Source organism: Vagococcus carniphilus (genome assembly GCF_014397115.1).
GTDB classification, from domain to species: Bacteria; Bacillota; Bacilli; order Lactobacillales; family Vagococcaceae; genus Vagococcus; species Vagococcus carniphilus.
Genome location: NZ_CP060720.1, coordinates 2,903,435 through 2,923,072 on the forward strand (window position 1 = coordinate 2,903,435; position 19,638 = coordinate 2,923,072).

Sequence of the window (19,638 nt, forward strand, 5' to 3'; positions counted from 1 at the left end):
GGTAAAAATACCCAATGCAATCTTTTAATATTACTTTTATCTTTGTTTAATCAACAAGCATCCTACTGCTGACAAAGTGATAAACACACCGGCAAACATTCCCATGACGTTTTTCAACTCACCTGTTTTAGGTAAGAAGCTCTTTTTAGGTGCTTCTGAAGAATCCTTTGACACAGTTGTTGATGTCGTTGTTTCTGCCGTGCTACTAGAATCACTCGTTGAATTTGTTGTACTAGACGAGGTTGAGCTTGTTCCAGTAGTCCCACCATCAATTAATTTGTGGAAATCAGCAGAAATTGCTGATAATTCATCTAAAGTACTGGCAATTACTAAACGATCATAGAAGGTTTGAGCCTGTTCTTGAGTAATTAATTTCTTTTCCACCGCTGCAGCTATATTAGCTTCTAAGTTATAATACTTCTCTGAAAAAGCATAAGTAAACCCACTCAACTCTTCTACTGAACTAATCAATTCATTCATAATATCTTCAACTTCTTGACTAGTAGTAGCCTCTTTTACTCTAGATATGACTTCATCATGCTTTGCTTGAGTAATATAATTATTAGCTAAGTAAATTTGAACCATTCTTATTTTTATTGATTTTAAGGTGGATAACTCTCCGTCTTCTTTTTTACTAGACTCTGTTTCAGTAGTATCAACACTACTAATAGTTGTAGTTTCTTCAATCGAAGACTCATTTGATATATTTTTATCGGATTCTTCCGCAAAAACGATTGGGGCAGCCAACATAAATAGGATACTCGTAGCAATTACTACTATCTTCTTCATTCTGTCTCTCCTTTTCTCATCATTTCGTCACCTAATTATAACATATCTAATCAATATAATAAGATATCAAACAAAAAAAGTTGCCCGTATCACCTGATATACGAACAACTTCAGTTATTTATTTTAAGAAAGAAAAGTTAGTTAAATCTTTATAAGCATACTCTTCATTAATTTGTTTCTTCTTAATTGCCCATTTTATAATATTATTAAAATCATTTTCTAATACTGGAGAAGCATGTGGGTAATCTTCTTTTTGCTTATTAATATAATCAGCCATTTCTTCTGGGAATTGATATTTACTTAATGTTGCCGCATAATCCTTAGCATCATGAGAATTCATAAACTCAATAGCTTCATTATAGGCATTGTAAAAGGCTTTAATATCATTTGGTCTTTCTTTAATAATCGTATCCATGAACTGGATAGTACCACCTTTTATGCCAGCTTCTTTAGAGCTTCCTACAATATGTGCTCCTTTTTCTGCCAACATACTTGCCTGAGGTTCAGTATAAACTGCCGCATCTACTTTCCCTGACATTAAACTTTCAGATCTTGCTGAAAATGAAGGGATATCAACAATTTCATAAGTAAAGCTGTTTCTTGCAGCAAACTCATCCATAATATACTCTAAAATAAAATTTGGAACTAGGGTTACTTTCTTACCACCTAGATTCTTAATATCTGTAATATTTGATTGAGGAGACGTTAAAACTTTAAAGTCTTCTAAAATGCCAGATGTAATCGTCATATTGATACCATTTTTCTTAAATGTTGCTTCTGTCATCACATCACTGATTGTTCCATCAATTTCTTTTGCTTGAATGGCTACATTTCTATCGTTTGGTGAAGAAAAAGTTTTGATATCAACATCAAGTCCTTGTTTTTTAAAGAAACCTTCTTCTTTAGCTAGAATAATAGGTAACGCAGACTCTGCTGGTAAAATCCCTATATTTAATGTTTTGTCGCTCACTTTATTAACTACTGGTTCTGATTCTTTCGTTTCCTGTTTTTTATCATTGCCACAAGCTCCTAAAACCACACTACCTAATAATAATAAACTACATGCTGCTATTATTTTTTTCATTCTTCTTCTCTCCTAATAAGTCATTAATTCTTTAAATTCGTCTAAAGTCATTGTAAAAGGGATAACTGTTCTCTCAATTTCAAGAGGGTTCGTTTCTCTAGTTGTCACTCCCTGCTTCGTTGTAAAAGCTAATGTAAAACCATTGTCTTTTAGTAGCGAAACATTCTCAGCATCATATAAACCAAACGGATAGGCAAAGACATCTTTTTCTTTGACCCACTCATTACATTTTTCTAAATCTTGAACGACATTCTCTTTATCTTCCCACATTAATTTAGAAGCTTCTATTCCTCTTCTTTCATGATAATCATGGGTATGGTTGGCGTAAGTAAAATAATCACTCATCTCATCTAATTCTTTAAAGCTTAATGCTTTTGATACTTTACCAGAGTATTCACTGGTTTCTTCAAAAATCCAACCCGTTGCAACAAATACAGTAACAGGAATCTCTAATTTTTTAATAATTGGATAGGCATACGTCTTCATTGATTGGAAACAATCATCAAATGTTATTAAAACAGATTTTTCTGGTAACGATTTCTTTTCATAAAAAAAAGCTTTCACTTCAGCTAATGTTAAAAAATGATACCCCGATTCAACTAGATAGGTCATTTCTTTTTCAAAAGAAGAGACTGAATTAAACAAAGGTAATGGTAACTGGTCTACGTAACCATTTTTGACTATCACCGGTCTCATTCCTAAATCTATTTCTTCTTTTGGCCTTATTTCATGGAATACTAAGGTTTTAAACATTTTTATCACAGCTTTCTTTTCAGATATTTTCCTTTCATAGTATAACATAAAAGTGTACAATCAATGCGTGTTACTTAATAAAAGGAGGCTTATTTATGCCTATCATATTCGATCAGGTTTCATTTTCTTACCAAGAAAAGAGAATTTTATCACAATTAAATCTAACCTTAAATGAAGGATGTCTTTATAGTATTATCGGTCCGTCTGGCGTCGGGAAAAGTACTTTTTTAAATTTATGCAAAAAAAAATTAACGCCAACTTCAGGAACAATTACTTATGAAAAAATCACCTCAGCAGATATTATCACTGTTTTCCAGGATTTATATCTTTTTCCATGGCAAACAGTAACAGAGGCTTTAGCTATGCCTTTGACCATAAAAAAAATTGAATCTGCAAAAAAAAAGCAATTGATTGCTGAGTGTTTACAAAACTTTCAATTAGAGAAGTTGGAAAATAAATTTCCTCATCAACTAAGTGGCGGCCAAAAACAAAGGGTGGCATTAGCTAGAGGAATGATTACTTCTCCTCACTTTTTACTGTTAGATGAACCCACCTCTTCTCTTGATATTGGCTCAAAAGAAAACTTGCAAACCTTTATCTTAGAAAAACAACAAGCTTTTCACCAAGGTATTATTTTAGTGACCCACGACATAGAAGAAGCTGTTTATCTGGGCCAAAAGCTGATTGTCTTTACTAACAACGAAGTTAAAATGATAGAGAATCCTTTTTTTAATCAGCGCAACGCTTCTAATGAATTAGCTTATTATCAATTTTGCTCTAAATTGAAAAATACAATTAAGGAGGTATCCAATGAGAACTTCTAAACTGCTAAATTTTTTTCTTGGGATGGTTTCATTTATTTTATTTTGGTATCTTTTATTCCTATTAACAAATAATCCAGCTATTCCACATCCCTTTGCTTCATTAGAAAAAGCTTGGGACATTAAGAACATTCTTTTTCTACATACTGGTGCTAGTTTTTTAAGAATTTTTATCTCACTCATATTAGCTAGCTTAATTAGTGTCCCACTTGGGATTTTATTAGCACGATTTGAAAAGGTAAACCGTTTATTTTCACCTTTAATTTATTTTTTATATCCATTACCAAAAGTAGCTTTCTTACCAATTTTCATGATCTTTTTTGGTCTAGGGAATACATCTAAAATATTACTTATTTTTTCAATTATCTCACTTCAACTTCTATTATCCATTCGAGATGGAGTAAATCAAATCCCTAAGACTTATTATCAAGTAATGACAGACTATAACAGTAGTTACTTACAAGAGTTACGTTATGTAACATTACCGGCTTTGATTCCTACTTTATTTAGTAGTTTACGAGTAAGCGTCGCTATTTCTCTTGCCTCTTTATTTTTTGCGGAAAACTACGCTACAACCTACGGGCTAGGTTACTTAATTATGGGCGCCTGGACAAAAATGGATTATGAAGAATTATTTGTAGGTATTTTAGCAATTGCTGTATTGGGATTCTTTATTTTCACTTTATTAGATGAGCTAGAAAAAAGATTGATGCCCTATCGTTCACTTTGATCAGATTCCCTTCTTTCTCAGGAGGGGTTATCAAACTACTATGTTTTACATACTAGTAAATTCATGGTATACTGTTTTAACTAATAGGTAATACATACTAGTTTGGAGGAATCATTAAATTGAAACAAACTCAATTACTAAAAGGAGTACTTGAAGGCTGTGTTCTTGCTATTATTAATCAAAAACCAGTTTATGGATATGAGCTAGTTCAAATACTAAGACAGTCTGGTTTTGAAAATATGGTTGGTGGGACCGTCTATCCTCTTCTTCAAAAATTAGAAAAAAAGGGCATTATAATTGGTGAAACAAAACCATCTCCTGACGGGCCAGATAGAAAATACTATACGTTAAGTTCTCTTGGACTAACTGCTTTAAATGAATTTAATGAAGAGTGGCAAAGTTTAACAAAAAATGTTCATCAAATATTAAAACAAACAGGAGCTGATACTATTGACTGTAGTAGAAAAATTAATTGAAAGAAATAACGAATTAAGAAACTTGTTAACAGTAGAAAATAAAGAATACTATGAACAAATACTCATCTACATTCGGACAAAGTCTTTCTTCCATGATGACTTAGATATTGAAAAAGTTTTGCTAGAGATTCTTCAAGATATTTTAGAAGCTCAAAAAAATTCAGAAAAAGCAGTAGACTATTTCGGAGATAATCCCCAAAAAATGTTAGACAATATTTTAAGCCAACTACCTAAAATATCTTTTAAAAAGAGGATAGGCTTAATAGGAATTGTTTTTGCTATTAGTTCAGGATTCTCACTTTTTTCAACACTAACTTCAACACAGCCAAGTATTAATTTTCTATCTTTATTTTTCAATGGAATGATTAGTTTTATTTTTGTGGAACTCATTTTTCATTTAATTAATCAACAAACCTTTAAGCCATATAAAAATAAAAAAAGAGAATACTTTTTTGCCTTTTGTATTAGTTTTATTTTTATTGGTTTAACATTCTTATCCAATCACTTTGGTGGTATATGGTTAAGCCTTTCAGTCCCACCATACACTGGTTTAACGATAACATGGCTTGCTATTTTGATTTTAACTATTTGGGTTATCAGTAAAAGAAAAAAAGATTATTATCATATTATTTTTTCTTTAGCTATCTTAAATCTAATTCCCACGCTCTTAAAAATCCCATACTTCAACTCGCTAGTTGATTCTACTATTCATAAAATTATTTTCATTGTTTTTGTTTTGCTTCTTATTTATGGTAGTCAATTTTACTATTTGAAAAAAGAACAAAAAAAATAACCTCTTGAAAGTTGAGTTTAACGCCCAACTTTCAAGAGGTTTTTCTTAGTTATATTTCAATACTTGACCTTCATAAATCATGTCGTCTTCTAACTTGTTTAAATCACGTAATGATTCAATTGAAACCTTATTTTTTTCTGATATGGTAGAAAGTGTATCACCAGCAACAACCGTATATGTTTTACTTGGCGTTTCTTTAACTTTCTCTTTTTGAATAGTTAATTGAGTTTCTTTATGATTGTCTTTAGCACTGCTTTCTACGACTTTTTCTTTACTAATATCACTTTTTTGTTTTTTTATTTCAGCCATTATTTCTTGATTATGTTTATTCAGACTGTTTAGCTCTTCTTTAGTACTCCAGTACATATATGCGCTAAAACTTACATTAATAAGTATAAACACACCAATAAATATTACCAATAAGAAACTGCTATACTTTCTATCTTTTGATTGATTATTATTTTTTCTTAGAACCAATGTCTCATTTTCCATCTTTTCCCTCCTCTTTCTGTCACAAATATCATTATAAAAGGTTATGTTCTAAATAATAACCTATTAAGACAAAATTTGGAAGTTTAGTTTTAAAACTCTAGTTAATAAACTGAATCGTGCTTTCCATAGCAAGTAAATTTTCCCGATAAATTTTAACTTCGTTACGGTTCAAATCACCGACTTCAAAAGCTTGTTGAATCTCTTCTCTTTCTAGTTGAATCGCATATTCTAACCATTCATCTGTATGGTTAGTTTGATATTTTTTACCTGTTGTATCTCGAACAGCGTAACGTGTTAAATAAACAGTTATCAATTCTTTTGAAAATTCATCCGTATCTAGTTCTTTTAATTTTTTAGACACAAAAGCCAGATTACTATTCTTTAAATATAGTCGTTGCTCTTTTTTCTCTTTGTAGGTTAGTGGCTTCAATACATTAAACTGTAACTTTTGCCTAATGAGACGAGCATAAAACATATTATTTCGATAGTATTTATTTCGAGTCAATCGATAAAGAAGCTTATTCAATCGTCTCATATGTCTGAATGCTACTTGCAGATTTATTTTTCGATCTTTTAATTGTTTTAATGTATCTAGCAATTGCCATTTTAAAATTAATTCTCTTAGTCTTAAATTTTCATCTCGGTAATCTTGATCTTGACTTAGTCCCATCAGACGATCGTTATACATATGAACCACTCGTAAAATATCTCCCTGTGTTTCAGGTGTTATCTCTTCTTCTAAATGTTTAATGACACTTTTTAGAATTAGCATCTCTTGCTCACTATTTCCTTGTTTCTGATCCTTCTCTTTCTTTTCAGCAAATAAAGGCATAGCAAAATTGGCTAAAAGAAGAGTCGTTAAAATCACACCACCTGCTAAACAAATTAAAATTTCTCGCTCTACGAAAGGCTGATTACCTGTAATCAGAATCGGTAAACTTAACGCACTGACTAGAGTAATTGTTCCTCTGACTCCAGACATTGTATAAAGTGCCGATTGAACCACTTGTTCTTTTTTAGTTTGTTCTGTTTTAGGTTCAAAGTTCTTAAAAATCCAGAAACATAAGCATCTAGTTCCTAATAAAATAGCCGTAATAAGCAAAACATAAAAAATCAAACGACTGTTATTAATAACGTTACTTTCCCAGATGACTTGAATGACACTTGGCAGTTGAATCCCGAGTAGAACAAACACTAAACCATTTAAACTAAACGTAAAAACAGACCACGTATTCTTTGAAATCAAGTGAAGTTGAGCCACTTCAGGGTTAACTCTTTGATAGCTTTTGGAATAAACTAGTCCTGCACTAACTACGGCTAAAATACCATTAACTTCTAAATGCTCTGCAACTAAAAATATCCCAAAAGGCATCAACAATTCTAGTAAGATGAAAGAAATCGTATTTTCAATCCCTAACTTTCTTAACCAACGAATCACTTGCATCGTCACTAGCGTTAGAACAATCCCAACTAAAACGCCACCTAATGAAATTAAAACAAAACTACTACTTGCTTTAAAAATCGAAAAAGTACCTGTTAAAAGTGCGGCTACAGCAAACTGAAACGAAACTAAGCCTGACGCATCATTAATTAAAGATTCTCCTTCTAAAGTATGCATCATCTTACTTGGAATTTTTACTTTTTCAGCTAGAGCCGAAACAGCAACTGCATCAGTTGGTGCAAGGGCTGCGGCCAAAGCAAAACTCCCTGCCCAAGGCATACTTGGTAGTATACTATGAATCACACTTCCTAAAATCCCAACTGTTACAAAAACAAGACCAATGGAAAGAACTGTAATAGCTTTACGTTCCTCCCACAGAGCTTTTTTATCCACATTTACCCCATCATTAAAAAGAAGTGGTGCTAAAAAAAGAAGCATAAAAAATTCAGAACTCATTTCAAAAAATTCAATAGATGTAAAAATTGCTAAAAGCATTCCTAATCCAACTTGAATTAACGGAATAGCAATTGTTGGAATAAATCGATTTAGCACATTGGATAATAAAACCATGGCTAACATAATCAATACTGTCTCAAATAAAGCCATCTACTCACCCTCTCAATAAATAATAAAAAGATGAAGAAAAATTGCTTCTTTTTGAAAAAGATGGACAATTTTTATTCATCTCATACCTTAACTTAGTTGTACATTGATAGCTGTTTTCGTAAATATTTCTTCTACTCGATTATTTTTTCTTGCCCAATAATCAAGAACTGCGGCAATACATATACAAAGAGGGGCATTTTCTTCCTTAAAAACTTCAATTCGAAAAAAATCTCCCTTAACATTTACTTCTTTATTCATCTGCATGATTTTATCATTTAAATAATAAATCTTGTATTCTTGGTTCTTAATATCTCCCATAGCTAACCAGTGTAATTTTTTAATAAAATAAAAATCACGATTCATAGAAAACATACGACTCAGGCTACCAACTTTCTCATGATGATCAAATAAATCAAAACGAGATTTTCTTGAAAATGCTGTTTGTTTGGCACTAGCTAAGACCTCTCCGTCTATTCGGTAGATAGAAATGCTGTCCCCTCTTGTGCCCCAACTCCCAACTAACAAAAAAACAGGCTTTCCTTTTTCGTCTTTAATAACCGTTCTTACTTTTGCTGATAATAAACTTTGCTCGATATAGTAGACTGCCATCCGTCTCAACTACTTTCATTAAAAATTAAAGATTCTCTGAAATAGCTCTTAAAATCGCTTTACCTACACCATCATTTACATTTGTTTCGGCCTCATACTTAGCCACTTTTTTGACACCATCTTCTGCATTTCCCATTGCAAAACTAACACCAGCTACTTCAAGCATCGAAACATCATTAAAGTTATCACCTATTGTCATAACTTCTTTTAAATCAATGCCCTTAGCTTCTGCTAATCGTTTAACAGCCACACCTTTTTGAGCTTCTATATGATTAATCTCAATGTTATTAGGAAAAGAAGAAGTCACATGAACATCATCTAATTTTTCTATTTCTCTAGCAATTGGTTGAAGGACTTCTTGTCCACCATCACTAAATGTAATAACTTTTAATACTTCAATGTCATCAGACTCAATCAGCTCATCATAACTCTCTGTATAATTAATATGTAACATATTTAAATGAGTTGAAGCCATTGCAATTGCCATTTTGAAAGTAATATGAGGAATGTTTTCTGCTAAAAGAGTAGCAAAATTTTCTAACCTTTGTGGTTGGCTATCTGAATAGACTCCTTTTGAGGTCATTAGTTCAAAATATAAACCACTCTCTCTTAAAATTGCCATCACTTTTTTAGCAATTTTTTTATCAATTGAAATCGTAAAAATTTCATTACCATCAACATCAAATGCTTGAGCGCCATTTCCTGTAATCATTCCACAGCGAATACCTGCATCCTCAAGGGGTGGTTTAGCCTCAGTATAAGCTCTTCCAGTTGCTACCATAAATTCAATACCTTGTTCTTGCGCTTTTAACACAGCGTCTTTGTTTAATTCTGAAATAGATAAATGAGAGGTTAATAAAGTCCCATCCATATCAGAAGCAATCATTTTAATCAATGTCGTACCCCCTAAAAATTAGTTATGTCTAGTTTACCATTTTTTTGACTTTCAAGCATGTAATCAGATAAATTATGATAGACTAAACTTTAAGAGGTGAGACACATGATAGAAAATATACCTAGTAGTTGGAAAGCTATTTTAGATGAAGAAATAAAAAAAGAGTATTATCAAGAATTAGCACAATTTTTAGAAACAGAATACGCAAATGAAATTATTTTTCCCAAAGAAAAAAATATTTTTAAAGCACTAGAAGTTACTCCGTTTGAGGATGTGCAAGTTGTCATTTTAGGACAAGATCCTTATCACGGAGATAATCAAGCTCATGGGCTGAGTTTTTCTGTGTTGCCTGGCGAAAAAACACCTCCTTCTTTAAAAAATATGTACAAAGAGTTAGCTAGTGATTTAGGGATTAAAGAAGCTGATACTGGGTATTTAATGCCCTGGGCCAAACAAGGTGTTCTTTTGTTAAATACTGTTTTAACAGTTCGAAAAGGACAAGCACACTCTCACAAAGGGAAGGGTTGGGAAACCTTCACAGATGCTATTATTCAAGAATTAAATAAAAGAGAAGATCCCATTATTTTTGTCCTATGGGGAAAACCTGCTCAACAAAAGAAAAAAATGATTGATACGAATAAGCACTTTTTTGTTGAAGCACCTCATCCTAGCCCATTATCTGCTTATCGCGGATTTTTTGGGAGTCAACCTTTTTCTCAAATCAACGACTTATTAGAAAAACAAGGAAAAGAAACAATTAATTGGGAGCTGTAATATAGAAACTTTTTTTCTGTTACACTGTGCACAAAAAAATTCTATTATCTTAGCGATTTTTATAAAAAAACAGGAAAAAAACTTGTCCTTTATTAGGCTTTAGATGTATGATAGTATAGTGAGTAAAAGTATATAAACTGGAGGGTTTATTTGTGGAATTATTTGACGGATTAAAAGATAATATTGGTGGAAAAAAAGTAAGAATCGTTTTCCCCGAACCAACAGATATCAGAGTATTAGGAGCTGCAGTTCGCTTAAAATCTGATAACCTAGTTGAACCAATCTTAATTGGAAACATTGACAAAATTAAAGAAGTGGCTGGCACTCGTGGATTATCTATTGATAACTTAGAAATCATCGACCCTGAAAACTACGCTGGCTTTGACAACATGGTAGCTTCATTCATCGAACGCCGTAAAGGTAAAGCAACTGAAGACCAAGCTCGTACTATCTTAAAAGACGAAAACTACTTTGGTACAATGTTAGTATTCATGGACTTAGCTGATGGCTTAGTAAGTGGTGCTGTTCATTCAACAGGTGACACTATTCGCCCAGCTTTACAAATCATTAAAACAAAACCTGGCGTTAGCCGTACAAGTGGTGCTTTCTTAATGGTTGGTAACCGTGACTCTGAAAAATACATTTTCTCAGATTGCGCAATCAACATTAACCCTGATGCTCAAGCATTAGCTGAAATCGCTGTTGAAAGTGCTAAAACTGCTGAAATCTTTGGCATCGATCCTAAAGTTGCTTTATTAAGCTTCTCAACAAAAGGTTCTGCTAAATCAGAAGAAGTAACAAAAGTCGCTGAAGCAACTAAAATTGCTCAAGAATTAGCACCAGAATTAGCAATTGATGGCGAATTACAATTTGACGCTTCATACGTACCATCTGTTGCTCAACAAAAAGCTCCAGATTCTAAAGTAGCTGGAAGTGCTAACGTATTTGTCTTCCCAGAAATCCAATCAGGAAACATTGGCTACAAAATTGCTCAACGCTTAGGCGGATTCCAAGCAATTGGACCAATCTTACAAGGATTGAACAGACCAATCTCTGACCTTTCTCGTGGATGTAACGAAGAAGACGTTTATAAATTATCAATTATTACAGCATCACAAGCATTACAAGAAAAATAAGGTGCTGAAAATATCGATTTGCTTTGAGTAACTGGAAATAAAATAATAGTTTTCTTTATTTAAAACAAATAAAAAAGTCATGTAAATCATGGCTTTTTTTTTTAGTTACCTTTATACTATTAACACGATGAAGGAGGCACGTATGAAAAAAATTAACTTAGCAAATGAAGCAGAAACAAAACGATTGGCCGAAGCTATCGCTACACTCAGTCAAGCTGGGGATATTTTTCTTTTGACAGGAGACTTAGGTGCTGGAAAAACAACTTTTACTAAAGGTTTTGCAAAAGGGCTTGGGATTGAGCAAATGATTAAAAGTCCTACTTATACGTTAATTCGAGAATATGAAACTGGTAGACTTCCACTTTATCATATGGATGTCTATCGCCTAACAGATGGCGCAAGTGACTTAGGTCTAGATGAGTACCTTGAAGGCGATGGTGTTTGCGTTATTGAATGGGGACACCTCATTAAAGAAGATATCCTAACACCTTACATTGAATTCTTTTTAGAAAAAACAAGTGATGTGAGTCGTACATTTCATATGGAAGCAAGCTCTGGTGCAGCCAACAAAAAAGCACAAGCTTTATGGGATGCACTAGCTAAATTAGATTGGACAGTGGAAGATGAGTAATTTAGATATTACATTAAGAGAAGCTACACCAAAAGATGCCAAAGAATTACTTCGTGTTATGAATATTCTAGATAAAGAAACACCTTTTTTATTGGTAAATCAACACTCTCTTAATTTAAAAGAAGACGCCATGGCTCAACAAATTGATTTTTTATATGAACAAGACAATCAATTAATTCTCCTTGCCTATAATCACGATGAATTAATAGGTGTCGCTACTGTGATGGGTGAATCTGACCTTCCACTAAGGCACATTGGAGAAATTGGCATTAGTATCTTAGAGGAATACTGGGGATATGGTTTAGGTACTGTCATGCTGGAGGAAATCATTGATTGGGCAATTGAAGGACAGCAAATTAAACGTCTCGAAATAAAGGTTCAAGAACGAAACAAACGAGCCGTTCACCTCTATCAAAAACTCAATTTTGAAACTGAAGGTATCATTAGATGCGGTTTTTTATCAGAAACTAACGAGTATCTTGATATTATCCTAATGAGTTTAATTCTTTAAAAAAAGTTGTGGCCAAAGTAACAAGCTTTGGTCACAACTTTTTATATTATTTTAACTAATTTTTTTAACGGTTCTACACCGTACTCTGCTTCTTGTCTTAATAAAATTTCGGCACAAGCTAGACTATCATCTAACGCATGATGATGATTCTCTAATCCGATTGATAAAAAATCACTAACTGTATTTAAGCGATGATTTGCTAAACTAGGATATAATTTTTTACTCGTTCTCACTGTGCACAAAGACAAATAATGAGCTTCTGGTAAACCATAATAAGACAAACAGCCTGCTAATACTCGATTATCAAATGACGCATTATGAGCGACAATTAAACGATTCTCTTGAAAATACTGTTCTATTTCATGCCAAACTTCAACAAAGCTAGGTGCTTCCTCTACATCTTCTGGGTGAATTCCGTGAACTTGAATATTTCGCCAATGAAATTCAGTTTCTGGTTTAATTAATGAATAATAGTGCCCCACAATTTTACTATTTTTTACCATGACAAGAGCAATCGAACAGGCACTATACACTTGAGCATTAGCTGTTTCAAAATCGTATGCAATAAAATTCACTGGCAATTTCACCTACTTCTTAGTTTTCTTCTTTGATTTACTAGATCTAGAAGACTTACTACTAGATTTACTATTTGATTTTCCTTTAGATGATTTTTTTCTTGATTGACTTAATTCTGAATCAATCATGTCCTCTAAACTGACATCCTTAGAAACCTTACTTGATGAACTTGATTTTTTCTTTCGTTTCTTAGCTGGTGCAATTTCTTTATGACGTGATTTTTTCTCTTTTGGATCTTTAAAAGCTTCATATAATGCATCTTCAAAGCCATCATCTAAGTCTTTATGTTTTTTCTTTTTACGACCAGTTGATTTATTTTTTCTTTCTGCTGCTTCTTCTTTTTCAATCTTTTTCTTATACCAGAAATAAGCGCCTGTTGCCCCACCAATCACCACAATAACGGCTAGTAACGTCCATAACCAAACCTTACTTTTTTTAGGCTTTTTCACATCTTTTGAATCATATTTCTCACTTGAGATATCAGTTGGTTTTTCAGCTGAACTATCTTCAACTTCATCTTCTTTTTTCTTTTTATCTGATTCTTCCGTTACTGTTTCATCGGTCTCATCTTTTTCTTTATCATGTGCCTTTATATCAACACCATCATCTTTTTTCTTTGAGCTACTACTACTCGTTTCAGTCTCATCTTCTTCAGATTCGTGTTCTTGTTTAACCACTGTATTCTTTTCAAAATTATAACGTAAATCTGTTGAATTATTTCCTTCAGCATCTAACATTAAAATTTGAGATATTTTAGCTCCTTTAGGAATCGGCATTTCAAATGTCCCATCTTCTGACGCAACAATGCTTCCTGCAATATCATTAATATAAATATTGGCACCAGGTTTAGATTTTCCTGATAAGACACTCTTCTTCTCGTCATATTTTAAATCATACAACAATTTTTCATCTTTTTTGTCTTCTGCAAAACTGGTAATAGCTCCTGCTGAAAAGAACATTATGAATAAGGCAATGACTGAAAACCATTTTGTTAGTTTCTTCATAGCATTTCCTCTCTTTACTTAGTTAATCTATATATAAGGCAACCGGACAATGATCACTCCCATGAACATCTGCTAAAATTTCTGCATCCTTTAAAGAATCTTTTAATGATTCTGACACACAAAAATAATCAATCCGCCACCCTGCATTATTTTTTCTTGCGTTAAATCGGTAGCTCCACCAAGAGTAAGCACCTTCTAATTCAGGATAAAAATATCTAAAACTATCTACAAAACCATTCTCTAAAAGGTTAGAAAACGCAGCTCTTTCAGCATCTGAAAAACCTGGGTTTTTGCGATTTGTTTTCCAATTTTTTAAATCAATATTATTATGGGCTACATTCAAATCTCCACACAAAACAACTGGTTTTGTTTCTTCCAATTGCTTTAAATAAGCTAAAAAATCTTGCTCCCACAATAAACGATACTCTAAACGTTTCAATTCCGCTTGAGAATTAGGTGTGTAGCAATTAACCAAATAAAAGTCATCATACTCGACTGTAATCACACGACCTTCCTGATCATGCTCTTCTATACCAATCCCATAATTGACACTTATTGCTTCCTGTTTACTAAAAATAGCAGTTCCTGAATAGCCCTTTTTCTCAGCATAATTCCAGTATTGATGATAGCCCTCCAAAGCTAAATCAATTTGTCCTTCCTGCAATTTTGTTTCCTGTAAACAAAATACATCTGCATCTATTTCATTAAAAATGTCAATAAACCCTTTTTTTACAACGGCTCTTAAACCATTTACATTCCAAGAGATTAGTTTCAATGAATACGTCCTCCTACCTGATAAAATTATTCGTTACTTATTATTCTAACATATAATGTTCTGTTCAAAAATAATTAATCCTTTAAAGAGAATAAGTTTTTCTAATATTCCCCCTTTCTTCTTGATAAAAATAGCCTAACCCTTCTTAAATATGATAGAATAAGCCCGATGACTTATTGAGGAAAGGGTAATTAAGAAATGAATAATGAAAAAATAACATCCGACTTAAAACCAATCAAGTTACTATTTAACGAACCACTATCTAATTTTACGTATACTAAAACTGGCGGACCAGCAGATTGTCTACTGTTCCCAAAAAGCACTGAAGAAGTCAAACAAATTATTGATTATTGTAATGAAGAAAATTTACCTTGGTTATGCCTTGGAAATGCAAGTAATTTAATCGTTCGTGATGGCGGAATTGAAGGTTTTGTCATTATGCTAAGTGACATTAACCAAGTAACCATCACAGATACAACAATCAAAGCAGACGCTGGGGCTAAGTTAATTGATGTAACTTATGATGCTTTAGCTAAAGACCTAACTGGTTTAGAATTTGCTTGTGGTATTCCTGGAAGTATTGGCGGCGCAGCTTATATGAACGCTGGAGCTTACGGTGGGGAATTAGTTGACGTCTTTGAATCAGCTGAGATTATTTTAGAAGATGGTAGTCTAGTAACTTATACAAAAGAAGATATGGACTTTTCATACCGTCATAGTGTGTTGCAAACAATAAAAGGAATTGTTTTAAATGTAACCTTCCAATTAAAAAAAGGAAATCATGCTGACATAAAAGCTCAAATGGATGAGTTAACTCACTTAAGAGAAAGTAAACAACCTTTAGAATATCCTTCATGTGGAAGTGTCTTCAAAAGACCTGAGGGACATTTTACTGGAAAATTAATTCAAGATGCTAAACTCCAAGGGTTAAAATGGGGCGGTGCTCAAATTTCGGCCAAACATGCAGGTTTTATTGTTAATATTGACAAGGCAACTGCTACAGATTATGTTGAACTGATTAAACATATTCAAAAAACAATTTTAGAAACCTTTGATGTGGTTCTTGAAACTGAAGTTCGAATTATAGGTAGAGAAAAATAAATAAACAAGTTGTAAATACTTAATCAACCATAAGTATTTACAACTTGTTTTTATTTTAGGATCTTTTGTTTTCCGTAAATGGATTGATTGAAGTTACAACTATAAGCCACACTCATTGCTATAAAAAAGACTGGCAGTAAATGATAACCAAAAACTTCTCCTCCAATGATAACTGGAGCTAAAAACGTATTAGTCGCACTACCAAATACGGCGATATATCCAATCGCTGCAGCCACTTCAATAGGTAACCCTAAAATAGGAGCAAGAATCACACCTAAAGATGCACCAATTGCAAACAAAGGTGTCACTTCGCCCCCTTGAAACCCAATCGCCAAAGTAATAATAGTTAATAACAATTTAAGCAAAAAATCATACGTATAAATAGAATTACCTTCAAAACTAGCGCTAATTAAGTTGCTCCCCAAACCAGCGTATCTCCCGTGATGAAGAACAACGATCAAAATAGCCACAAGAATACCACCTAAAAAAATGCGGGTATACTGATTGGGGATTAATTCACCAATCCATGCTTTACTTTTAGCTAATCCAAAAGAAAATAAACGCCCCACTAAACCGAATGCAATGCCAATGACGATTAATTTTCCGATTAACGGAAGAGTCATTTCTAATTGAGACTCCACAAAGAAACTAAATTTTTCTAACTCTAAAAAAGAAGAAATAAATGAAGCTGTAAATGAAGCAATCGTAGCAGATAATAAAGCTGTCATTTGTAATTTTCCGACCACTAAAACTTCTAAAGCAAATAAAATAGCTCCCATTGGTGTTTGAAATAAACCAGCAAATCCTGCAGCCATACCTGTTATTAAAGTTATTTGCGATAGATTTTCTTCTGGTAAATACTTTCGTAATTTACCAGTACCCAACTTGTGAGATAGAGTTCCTCCGATTTGAACAGCAACACCTTCTCGACCTGCGCTTCCGCCAAATAGGTGAGTCAACCAAGTAGAAACCATTACTATTGGGATTAATCGAAGAGGTATTTCATTCTCTTCCCCGTGACCTACTGCAAAAATCAATCCCATTCCTTGTCTCGATTTCTCACCAAATTTAGTATATAAAAACTCAATTAGTAATCCGACAAACGGTAAAAAAAAGATTAAATAACTAAAATAAGTAAGTCGCCACTCCGTTACTAGCAATAATGTTTTACCAAAAATAACTTCTAAAACACCAATCACAGCACCAATTACTAAGCTGAATAGAATTAACCCAAACCATTTTTTCTTTTCCATTACAAAACTCCTTTAAATAAATAAAAAACTTCTACACACCTAAATAAAGGTCTGTAGAAGTCATTAGCTGTTTAGCGGTTTTAACATCACGTTAAGGGAGAACATCATTCCCGTATTCATTTCTTATGGATACATTTTACGCTTTTTTTATTCTTTTTTCAATAATGGATTAGATTTCTCTATTTCTAAGATCTTTATGATGAGACGATACTTTTCCACGCTCAGGTGCTTTTGGGTCTATTTTTCTTTTAGCCGCATTAGAAGCAACAATAGCGTCATGGAAAGATTCTGCAATCATTCGAAGCTTACAATCGTAAAAGGCTGAGTCACCTGCTGCAAATACACCTTCCATCGAAGTTTCACCTTTTTCATCAATCTTAAAATGTAGATTTTTCTCAAGATCAAAAACTGAATTTTCGTGTATTAACGGGTTGTTTTTATTAACACCATGACTAATAAAAACAGCATCTACTTCTAAATAATCTTTTGACTCTTCAATAAAATGAGTTATCTCTACTGAGTGAATCCTTTGATTATCTTGCGTCATAAGATTGGTTATTTTTTGATCGAATAAGCAAGTGATCCTTTCGTTAGCCATTAAACTATCAATATCTTTTTCGCTACCTTTTACTAAATCTTTACGATAGATAAAATAAACTTTTTCAGCTACTTCCGCTAACTTTTTAGCCCACTGAAAAGACTTACTATTCCCCCCTGAGATAACAACTTTTTTACCTTTAAAAGCTTCAACAGAAGGAATATCATAGTATAGATTAGTTGTTTCAAACTGATTTGGATACACAAAATCTAATTTTTTAGGTAAACTGATACCTGTCCCTGTTCCTAAAATAATTGTTTTCGCATAGTGTTTTTCTCCATCATTAGTTTGAACACTAAAACCTACTTCTTCTTTTGATACATCTACCACGCTTTTTCCTAACACAAATGTCGGATTAAACGTGTTGGCTTGTTCAACAAGCGTTTTGATAATCTCTTTAGCCGGTTGTGGGGCAACTCCTCCAACATCCCAAACATTTTTGTCTTTGTAAACATTTAGCTTTCCACCTAAAAAATGTTGACCTTCAATAACCTTTACGGACATCTCTCTTAATCCACAATAAAAAGCACTGTAAAGTCCTGCTGGTCCTCCTCCAACAATGATAACATCTTCCATGCTATCCCTCATTTCTCCAATTAATTGATAACTATTCTCATTTTATATCATAAAAAAATATCACTCATGTGATGATAATCATAAATTAACATACTCAGAAATGGATAGCAAATAACATTGGAAAGTATTCTTTTTAGTTTAAATCCTCTTAAGCCGTCGGTACTTCGCGTTTTTGAAGAACATCATGATGAGAAGATACTTGTCCAGTATCTGTCGCTTCTGGATCAATACGCTTTTTAGCATGATTTGTTGCATTAACAGCATCATGGAACGCTCCGGCAATTAGTCTAACTTTTCCGTCATAAGAAGCAGCATCTCCAGCTGCGAATACTCCGTCAACAGTTGTTTCACCATTTTCAGTTGTTTTATAGAATAAACCATCGACTAATTCAAACGCAGATTCTCCTTTTGTCAGAGGATTATTCTTTTCAAAACCATGACAAACAATTACATCGTCTATTTCAATCTCTTCTATTGTTTCTTCCATTACATGAGTAATCTCAGCTGAATGAATTGTTTGATTGTCTAAAGTCGTAAAATTAGTAATTTTTTTCTCCATTAAGCAATCAATTTTATCATGATTAAGAACACTTGCTACTTCTGCTTCATAACCTCTAAACAAATCTTTACGGTAAACTAAATAAACTTTTTCAGCCACGTCAGCTAGTATTTTCGCCCACTGAATAGCGCTATCATTTCCTCCCGTAATCATAATTCTTCGATTACGAAACGCTTCAATTGATGACACACCGTAGTGTAAGTTGCTTGTTTCAAAATCTGCTAAGTAATCAAATTCTAATTTTTTAGGCGTGATAATACCAGTTCCAGTTCCTAAGATAACTGATTTAGCATGGTGTTTTTCACCATCATCAGTATGAACACAAAAGTTTTCCCCTTCTCTAAAAATACCAATTACTTTTGTTCCTAAACAATACGTTGGTTCAAAAGAATTTGCTTGAGTGATTAATGAGGCTACAATGTCTTCAGCCGGCTGAGGAACAACCCCACCAATATCCCAAATATTTTTTTCCTTATATACATTTAACTTTCCACCCAAATACGTTTGAGCTTCAATTAATTTAACTGACATACCTCTTAATCCACAATAAAAAGCACTATATAAACCAGCTGGCCCACCGCCAACAATAATTACATCTTCCATATCGCATCTCCTTTTATGATATTGATAATCATTCTCAATGGATTCTTAAAAA

General features: G+C 33.0%; 22 protein-coding genes and 1 riboswitch. Of the genes, 9 read left to right on the forward strand and 13 right to left on the reverse strand.

What is annotated here, in order from left to right; translation table 11 throughout:
• Positions 1-36: 36 nt before the first annotated feature.
• The 3 genes from H9L18_RS14130 to H9L18_RS14140 all read right to left on the reverse strand — a co-directional run bounded on the left by H9L18_RS14130 (position 37) and on the right by H9L18_RS14140 (position 2,626).
• A complete protein-coding gene (locus H9L18_RS14130; protein WP_126794351.1) occupies positions 37-789 on the reverse strand; it encodes an LPXTG cell wall anchor domain-containing protein in 753 nt (250 codons plus the stop codon).
• Between the two features lie 118 nt (positions 790-907).
• A complete protein-coding gene (locus tag H9L18_RS14135; RefSeq protein WP_126794354.1) occupies positions 908-1,873 on the reverse strand; it encodes an ABC transporter substrate-binding protein in 966 nt (321 codons plus the stop codon).
• 12 nt (positions 1,874-1,885) lie between these two features.
• Complete coding sequence (locus tag H9L18_RS14140) at positions 1,886-2,626, reverse strand: polysaccharide deacetylase family protein (protein ID WP_126794357.1); 741 nt, start codon at positions 2,624-2,626, stop codon at positions 1,886-1,888.
• A 95-nt stretch (positions 2,627-2,721) separates the two neighbouring features.
• Between H9L18_RS14140 and H9L18_RS14145 the strand changes: the two genes are divergently transcribed.
• The 4 genes from H9L18_RS14145 (at position 2,722) to H9L18_RS14160 (ending at position 5,446) form a co-directional block, all read left to right on the forward strand.
• The gene (locus H9L18_RS14145; RefSeq protein WP_126794360.1) at positions 2,722-3,450 is read left to right on the forward strand and encodes an ATP-binding cassette domain-containing protein; all 729 of its coding nucleotides are present in this window, start codon (positions 2,722-2,724) and stop codon (positions 3,448-3,450) included.
• Complete coding sequence (locus H9L18_RS14150) at positions 3,437-4,177, forward strand: ABC transporter permease (RefSeq protein WP_126794363.1); 741 nt, start codon at positions 3,437-3,439, stop codon at positions 4,175-4,177. Before H9L18_RS14145 ends, H9L18_RS14150 begins: the two co-directional genes overlap by 14 nt.
• Before the next feature lie 119 nt (positions 4,178-4,296).
• Positions 4,297-4,653, forward strand: a complete 357-nt coding sequence (locus H9L18_RS14155; RefSeq protein WP_126794366.1) for a PadR family transcriptional regulator — start codon at positions 4,297-4,299, stop codon at positions 4,651-4,653.
• On the forward strand, positions 4,628-5,446 hold the full coding sequence (locus tag H9L18_RS14160) for a DUF1129 domain-containing protein (RefSeq protein ID WP_126794369.1): 819 nt from the start codon (positions 4,628-4,630) through the stop codon (positions 5,444-5,446). Before H9L18_RS14155 ends, H9L18_RS14160 begins: the two co-directional genes overlap by 26 nt.
• Positions 5,447-5,491: 45 nt before the next feature.
• Here H9L18_RS14160 and H9L18_RS14165 read toward each other — a convergent pair whose 3' ends face one another.
• The 4 genes from H9L18_RS14165 to H9L18_RS14180 form a co-directional block, all read right to left on the reverse strand.
• Positions 5,492-5,938: a LysM peptidoglycan-binding domain-containing protein gene (locus tag H9L18_RS14165; protein ID WP_126794372.1), complete on the reverse strand. Its 447-nt coding sequence runs from the start codon at positions 5,936-5,938 to the stop codon at positions 5,492-5,494.
• Positions 5,939-6,035: 97 nt separating this feature from the next.
• The gene (locus H9L18_RS14170; RefSeq protein WP_126794374.1) at positions 6,036-7,985 is read right to left on the reverse strand and encodes a cation:proton antiporter; all 1,950 of its coding nucleotides are present in this window, start codon (positions 7,983-7,985) and stop codon (positions 6,036-6,038) included.
• A gap of 87 nt (positions 7,986-8,072) precedes the next feature.
• On the reverse strand, positions 8,073-8,594 hold the full coding sequence (locus H9L18_RS14175; RefSeq protein WP_185847494.1) for an LURP-one-related/scramblase family protein: 522 nt from the start codon (positions 8,592-8,594) through the stop codon (positions 8,073-8,075).
• A gap of 25 nt (positions 8,595-8,619) precedes the next feature.
• Complete coding sequence (locus H9L18_RS14180) at positions 8,620-9,489, reverse strand: Cof-type HAD-IIB family hydrolase (RefSeq protein ID WP_126794377.1); 870 nt, start codon at positions 9,487-9,489, stop codon at positions 8,620-8,622.
• A gap of 105 nt (positions 9,490-9,594) precedes the next feature.
• Between H9L18_RS14180 and H9L18_RS14185 the strand changes: the two genes are divergently transcribed.
• From H9L18_RS14185 to H9L18_RS14200, 4 genes are all read left to right on the forward strand, one after another.
• Positions 9,595-10,263 carry a uracil-DNA glycosylase gene (locus H9L18_RS14185; RefSeq protein WP_126794379.1) on the forward strand — a complete coding sequence of 223 codons (669 nt, stop codon included), beginning with the start codon at positions 9,595-9,597 and terminating at the stop codon, positions 10,261-10,263.
• Between the two features lie 152 nt (positions 10,264-10,415).
• Positions 10,416-11,399, forward strand: a complete 984-nt coding sequence (gene pta, locus H9L18_RS14190) for a phosphate acetyltransferase (RefSeq protein ID WP_126794382.1) — start codon at positions 10,416-10,418, stop codon at positions 11,397-11,399.
• A gap of 142 nt (positions 11,400-11,541) precedes the next feature.
• Positions 11,542-12,030, forward strand: coding sequence for a tRNA (adenosine(37)-N6)-threonylcarbamoyltransferase complex ATPase subunit type 1 TsaE (gene tsaE / locus H9L18_RS14195; protein ID WP_126794385.1), 489 nt, complete (start codon positions 11,542-11,544; stop codon positions 12,028-12,030).
• On the forward strand, positions 12,023-12,541 hold the full coding sequence (locus tag H9L18_RS14200) for a GNAT family N-acetyltransferase (RefSeq protein WP_126794388.1): 519 nt from the start codon (positions 12,023-12,025) through the stop codon (positions 12,539-12,541). Before tsaE ends, H9L18_RS14200 begins: the two co-directional genes overlap by 8 nt.
• Before the next feature lie 41 nt (positions 12,542-12,582).
• Here H9L18_RS14200 and H9L18_RS14205 read toward each other — a convergent pair whose 3' ends face one another.
• Genes H9L18_RS14205 through H9L18_RS14215 form a run of 3 tightly spaced genes read right to left on the reverse strand, consistent with a single transcriptional unit; the run spans position 12,583 to position 14,896 of the window.
• Positions 12,583-13,116 carry a 3'-5' exonuclease gene (locus H9L18_RS14205; protein WP_126794391.1) on the reverse strand — a complete coding sequence of 178 codons (534 nt, stop codon included), beginning with the start codon at positions 13,114-13,116 and terminating at the stop codon, positions 12,583-12,585.
• 12 nt (positions 13,117-13,128) lie between these two features.
• Entirely contained in the window at positions 13,129-14,121 is a 993-nt protein-coding gene (locus H9L18_RS14210) for an Ig-like domain-containing protein (protein WP_126794394.1), read from the reverse strand.
• A 22-nt stretch (positions 14,122-14,143) separates the two neighbouring features.
• Positions 14,144-14,896, reverse strand: coding sequence for an exodeoxyribonuclease III (locus H9L18_RS14215; RefSeq protein WP_126794397.1), 753 nt, complete (start codon positions 14,894-14,896; stop codon positions 14,144-14,146).
• Between the two features lie 198 nt (positions 14,897-15,094).
• Between H9L18_RS14215 and murB the strand changes: the two genes are divergently transcribed.
• Positions 15,095-15,997: a UDP-N-acetylmuramate dehydrogenase gene (gene murB / locus H9L18_RS14220; RefSeq protein WP_126794400.1), complete on the forward strand. Its 903-nt coding sequence runs from the start codon at positions 15,095-15,097 to the stop codon at positions 15,995-15,997.
• A 50-nt stretch (positions 15,998-16,047) separates the two neighbouring features.
• Here murB and H9L18_RS14225 read toward each other — a convergent pair whose 3' ends face one another.
• The 3 genes from H9L18_RS14225 to H9L18_RS14235 form a co-directional block, all read right to left on the reverse strand.
• Positions 16,048-17,250, reverse strand: a complete 1,203-nt coding sequence (locus tag H9L18_RS14225; RefSeq protein ID WP_126794402.1) for a chloride channel protein — start codon at positions 17,248-17,250, stop codon at positions 16,048-16,050.
• Between the two features lie 47 nt (positions 17,251-17,297).
• Positions 17,298-17,371, reverse strand: a riboswitch (Fluoride riboswitch).
• 48 nt (positions 17,372-17,419) lie between these two features.
• Entirely contained in the window at positions 17,420-18,424 is a 1,005-nt protein-coding gene (locus H9L18_RS14230; protein ID WP_185847495.1) for an NAD(P)/FAD-dependent oxidoreductase, read from the reverse strand.
• Positions 18,425-18,572: 148 nt separating this feature from the next.
• Positions 18,573-19,586, reverse strand: a complete 1,014-nt coding sequence (locus H9L18_RS14235; protein ID WP_126794407.1) for an NAD(P)/FAD-dependent oxidoreductase — start codon at positions 19,584-19,586, stop codon at positions 18,573-18,575.
• Positions 19,587-19,638: the final 52 nt, after the last annotated feature.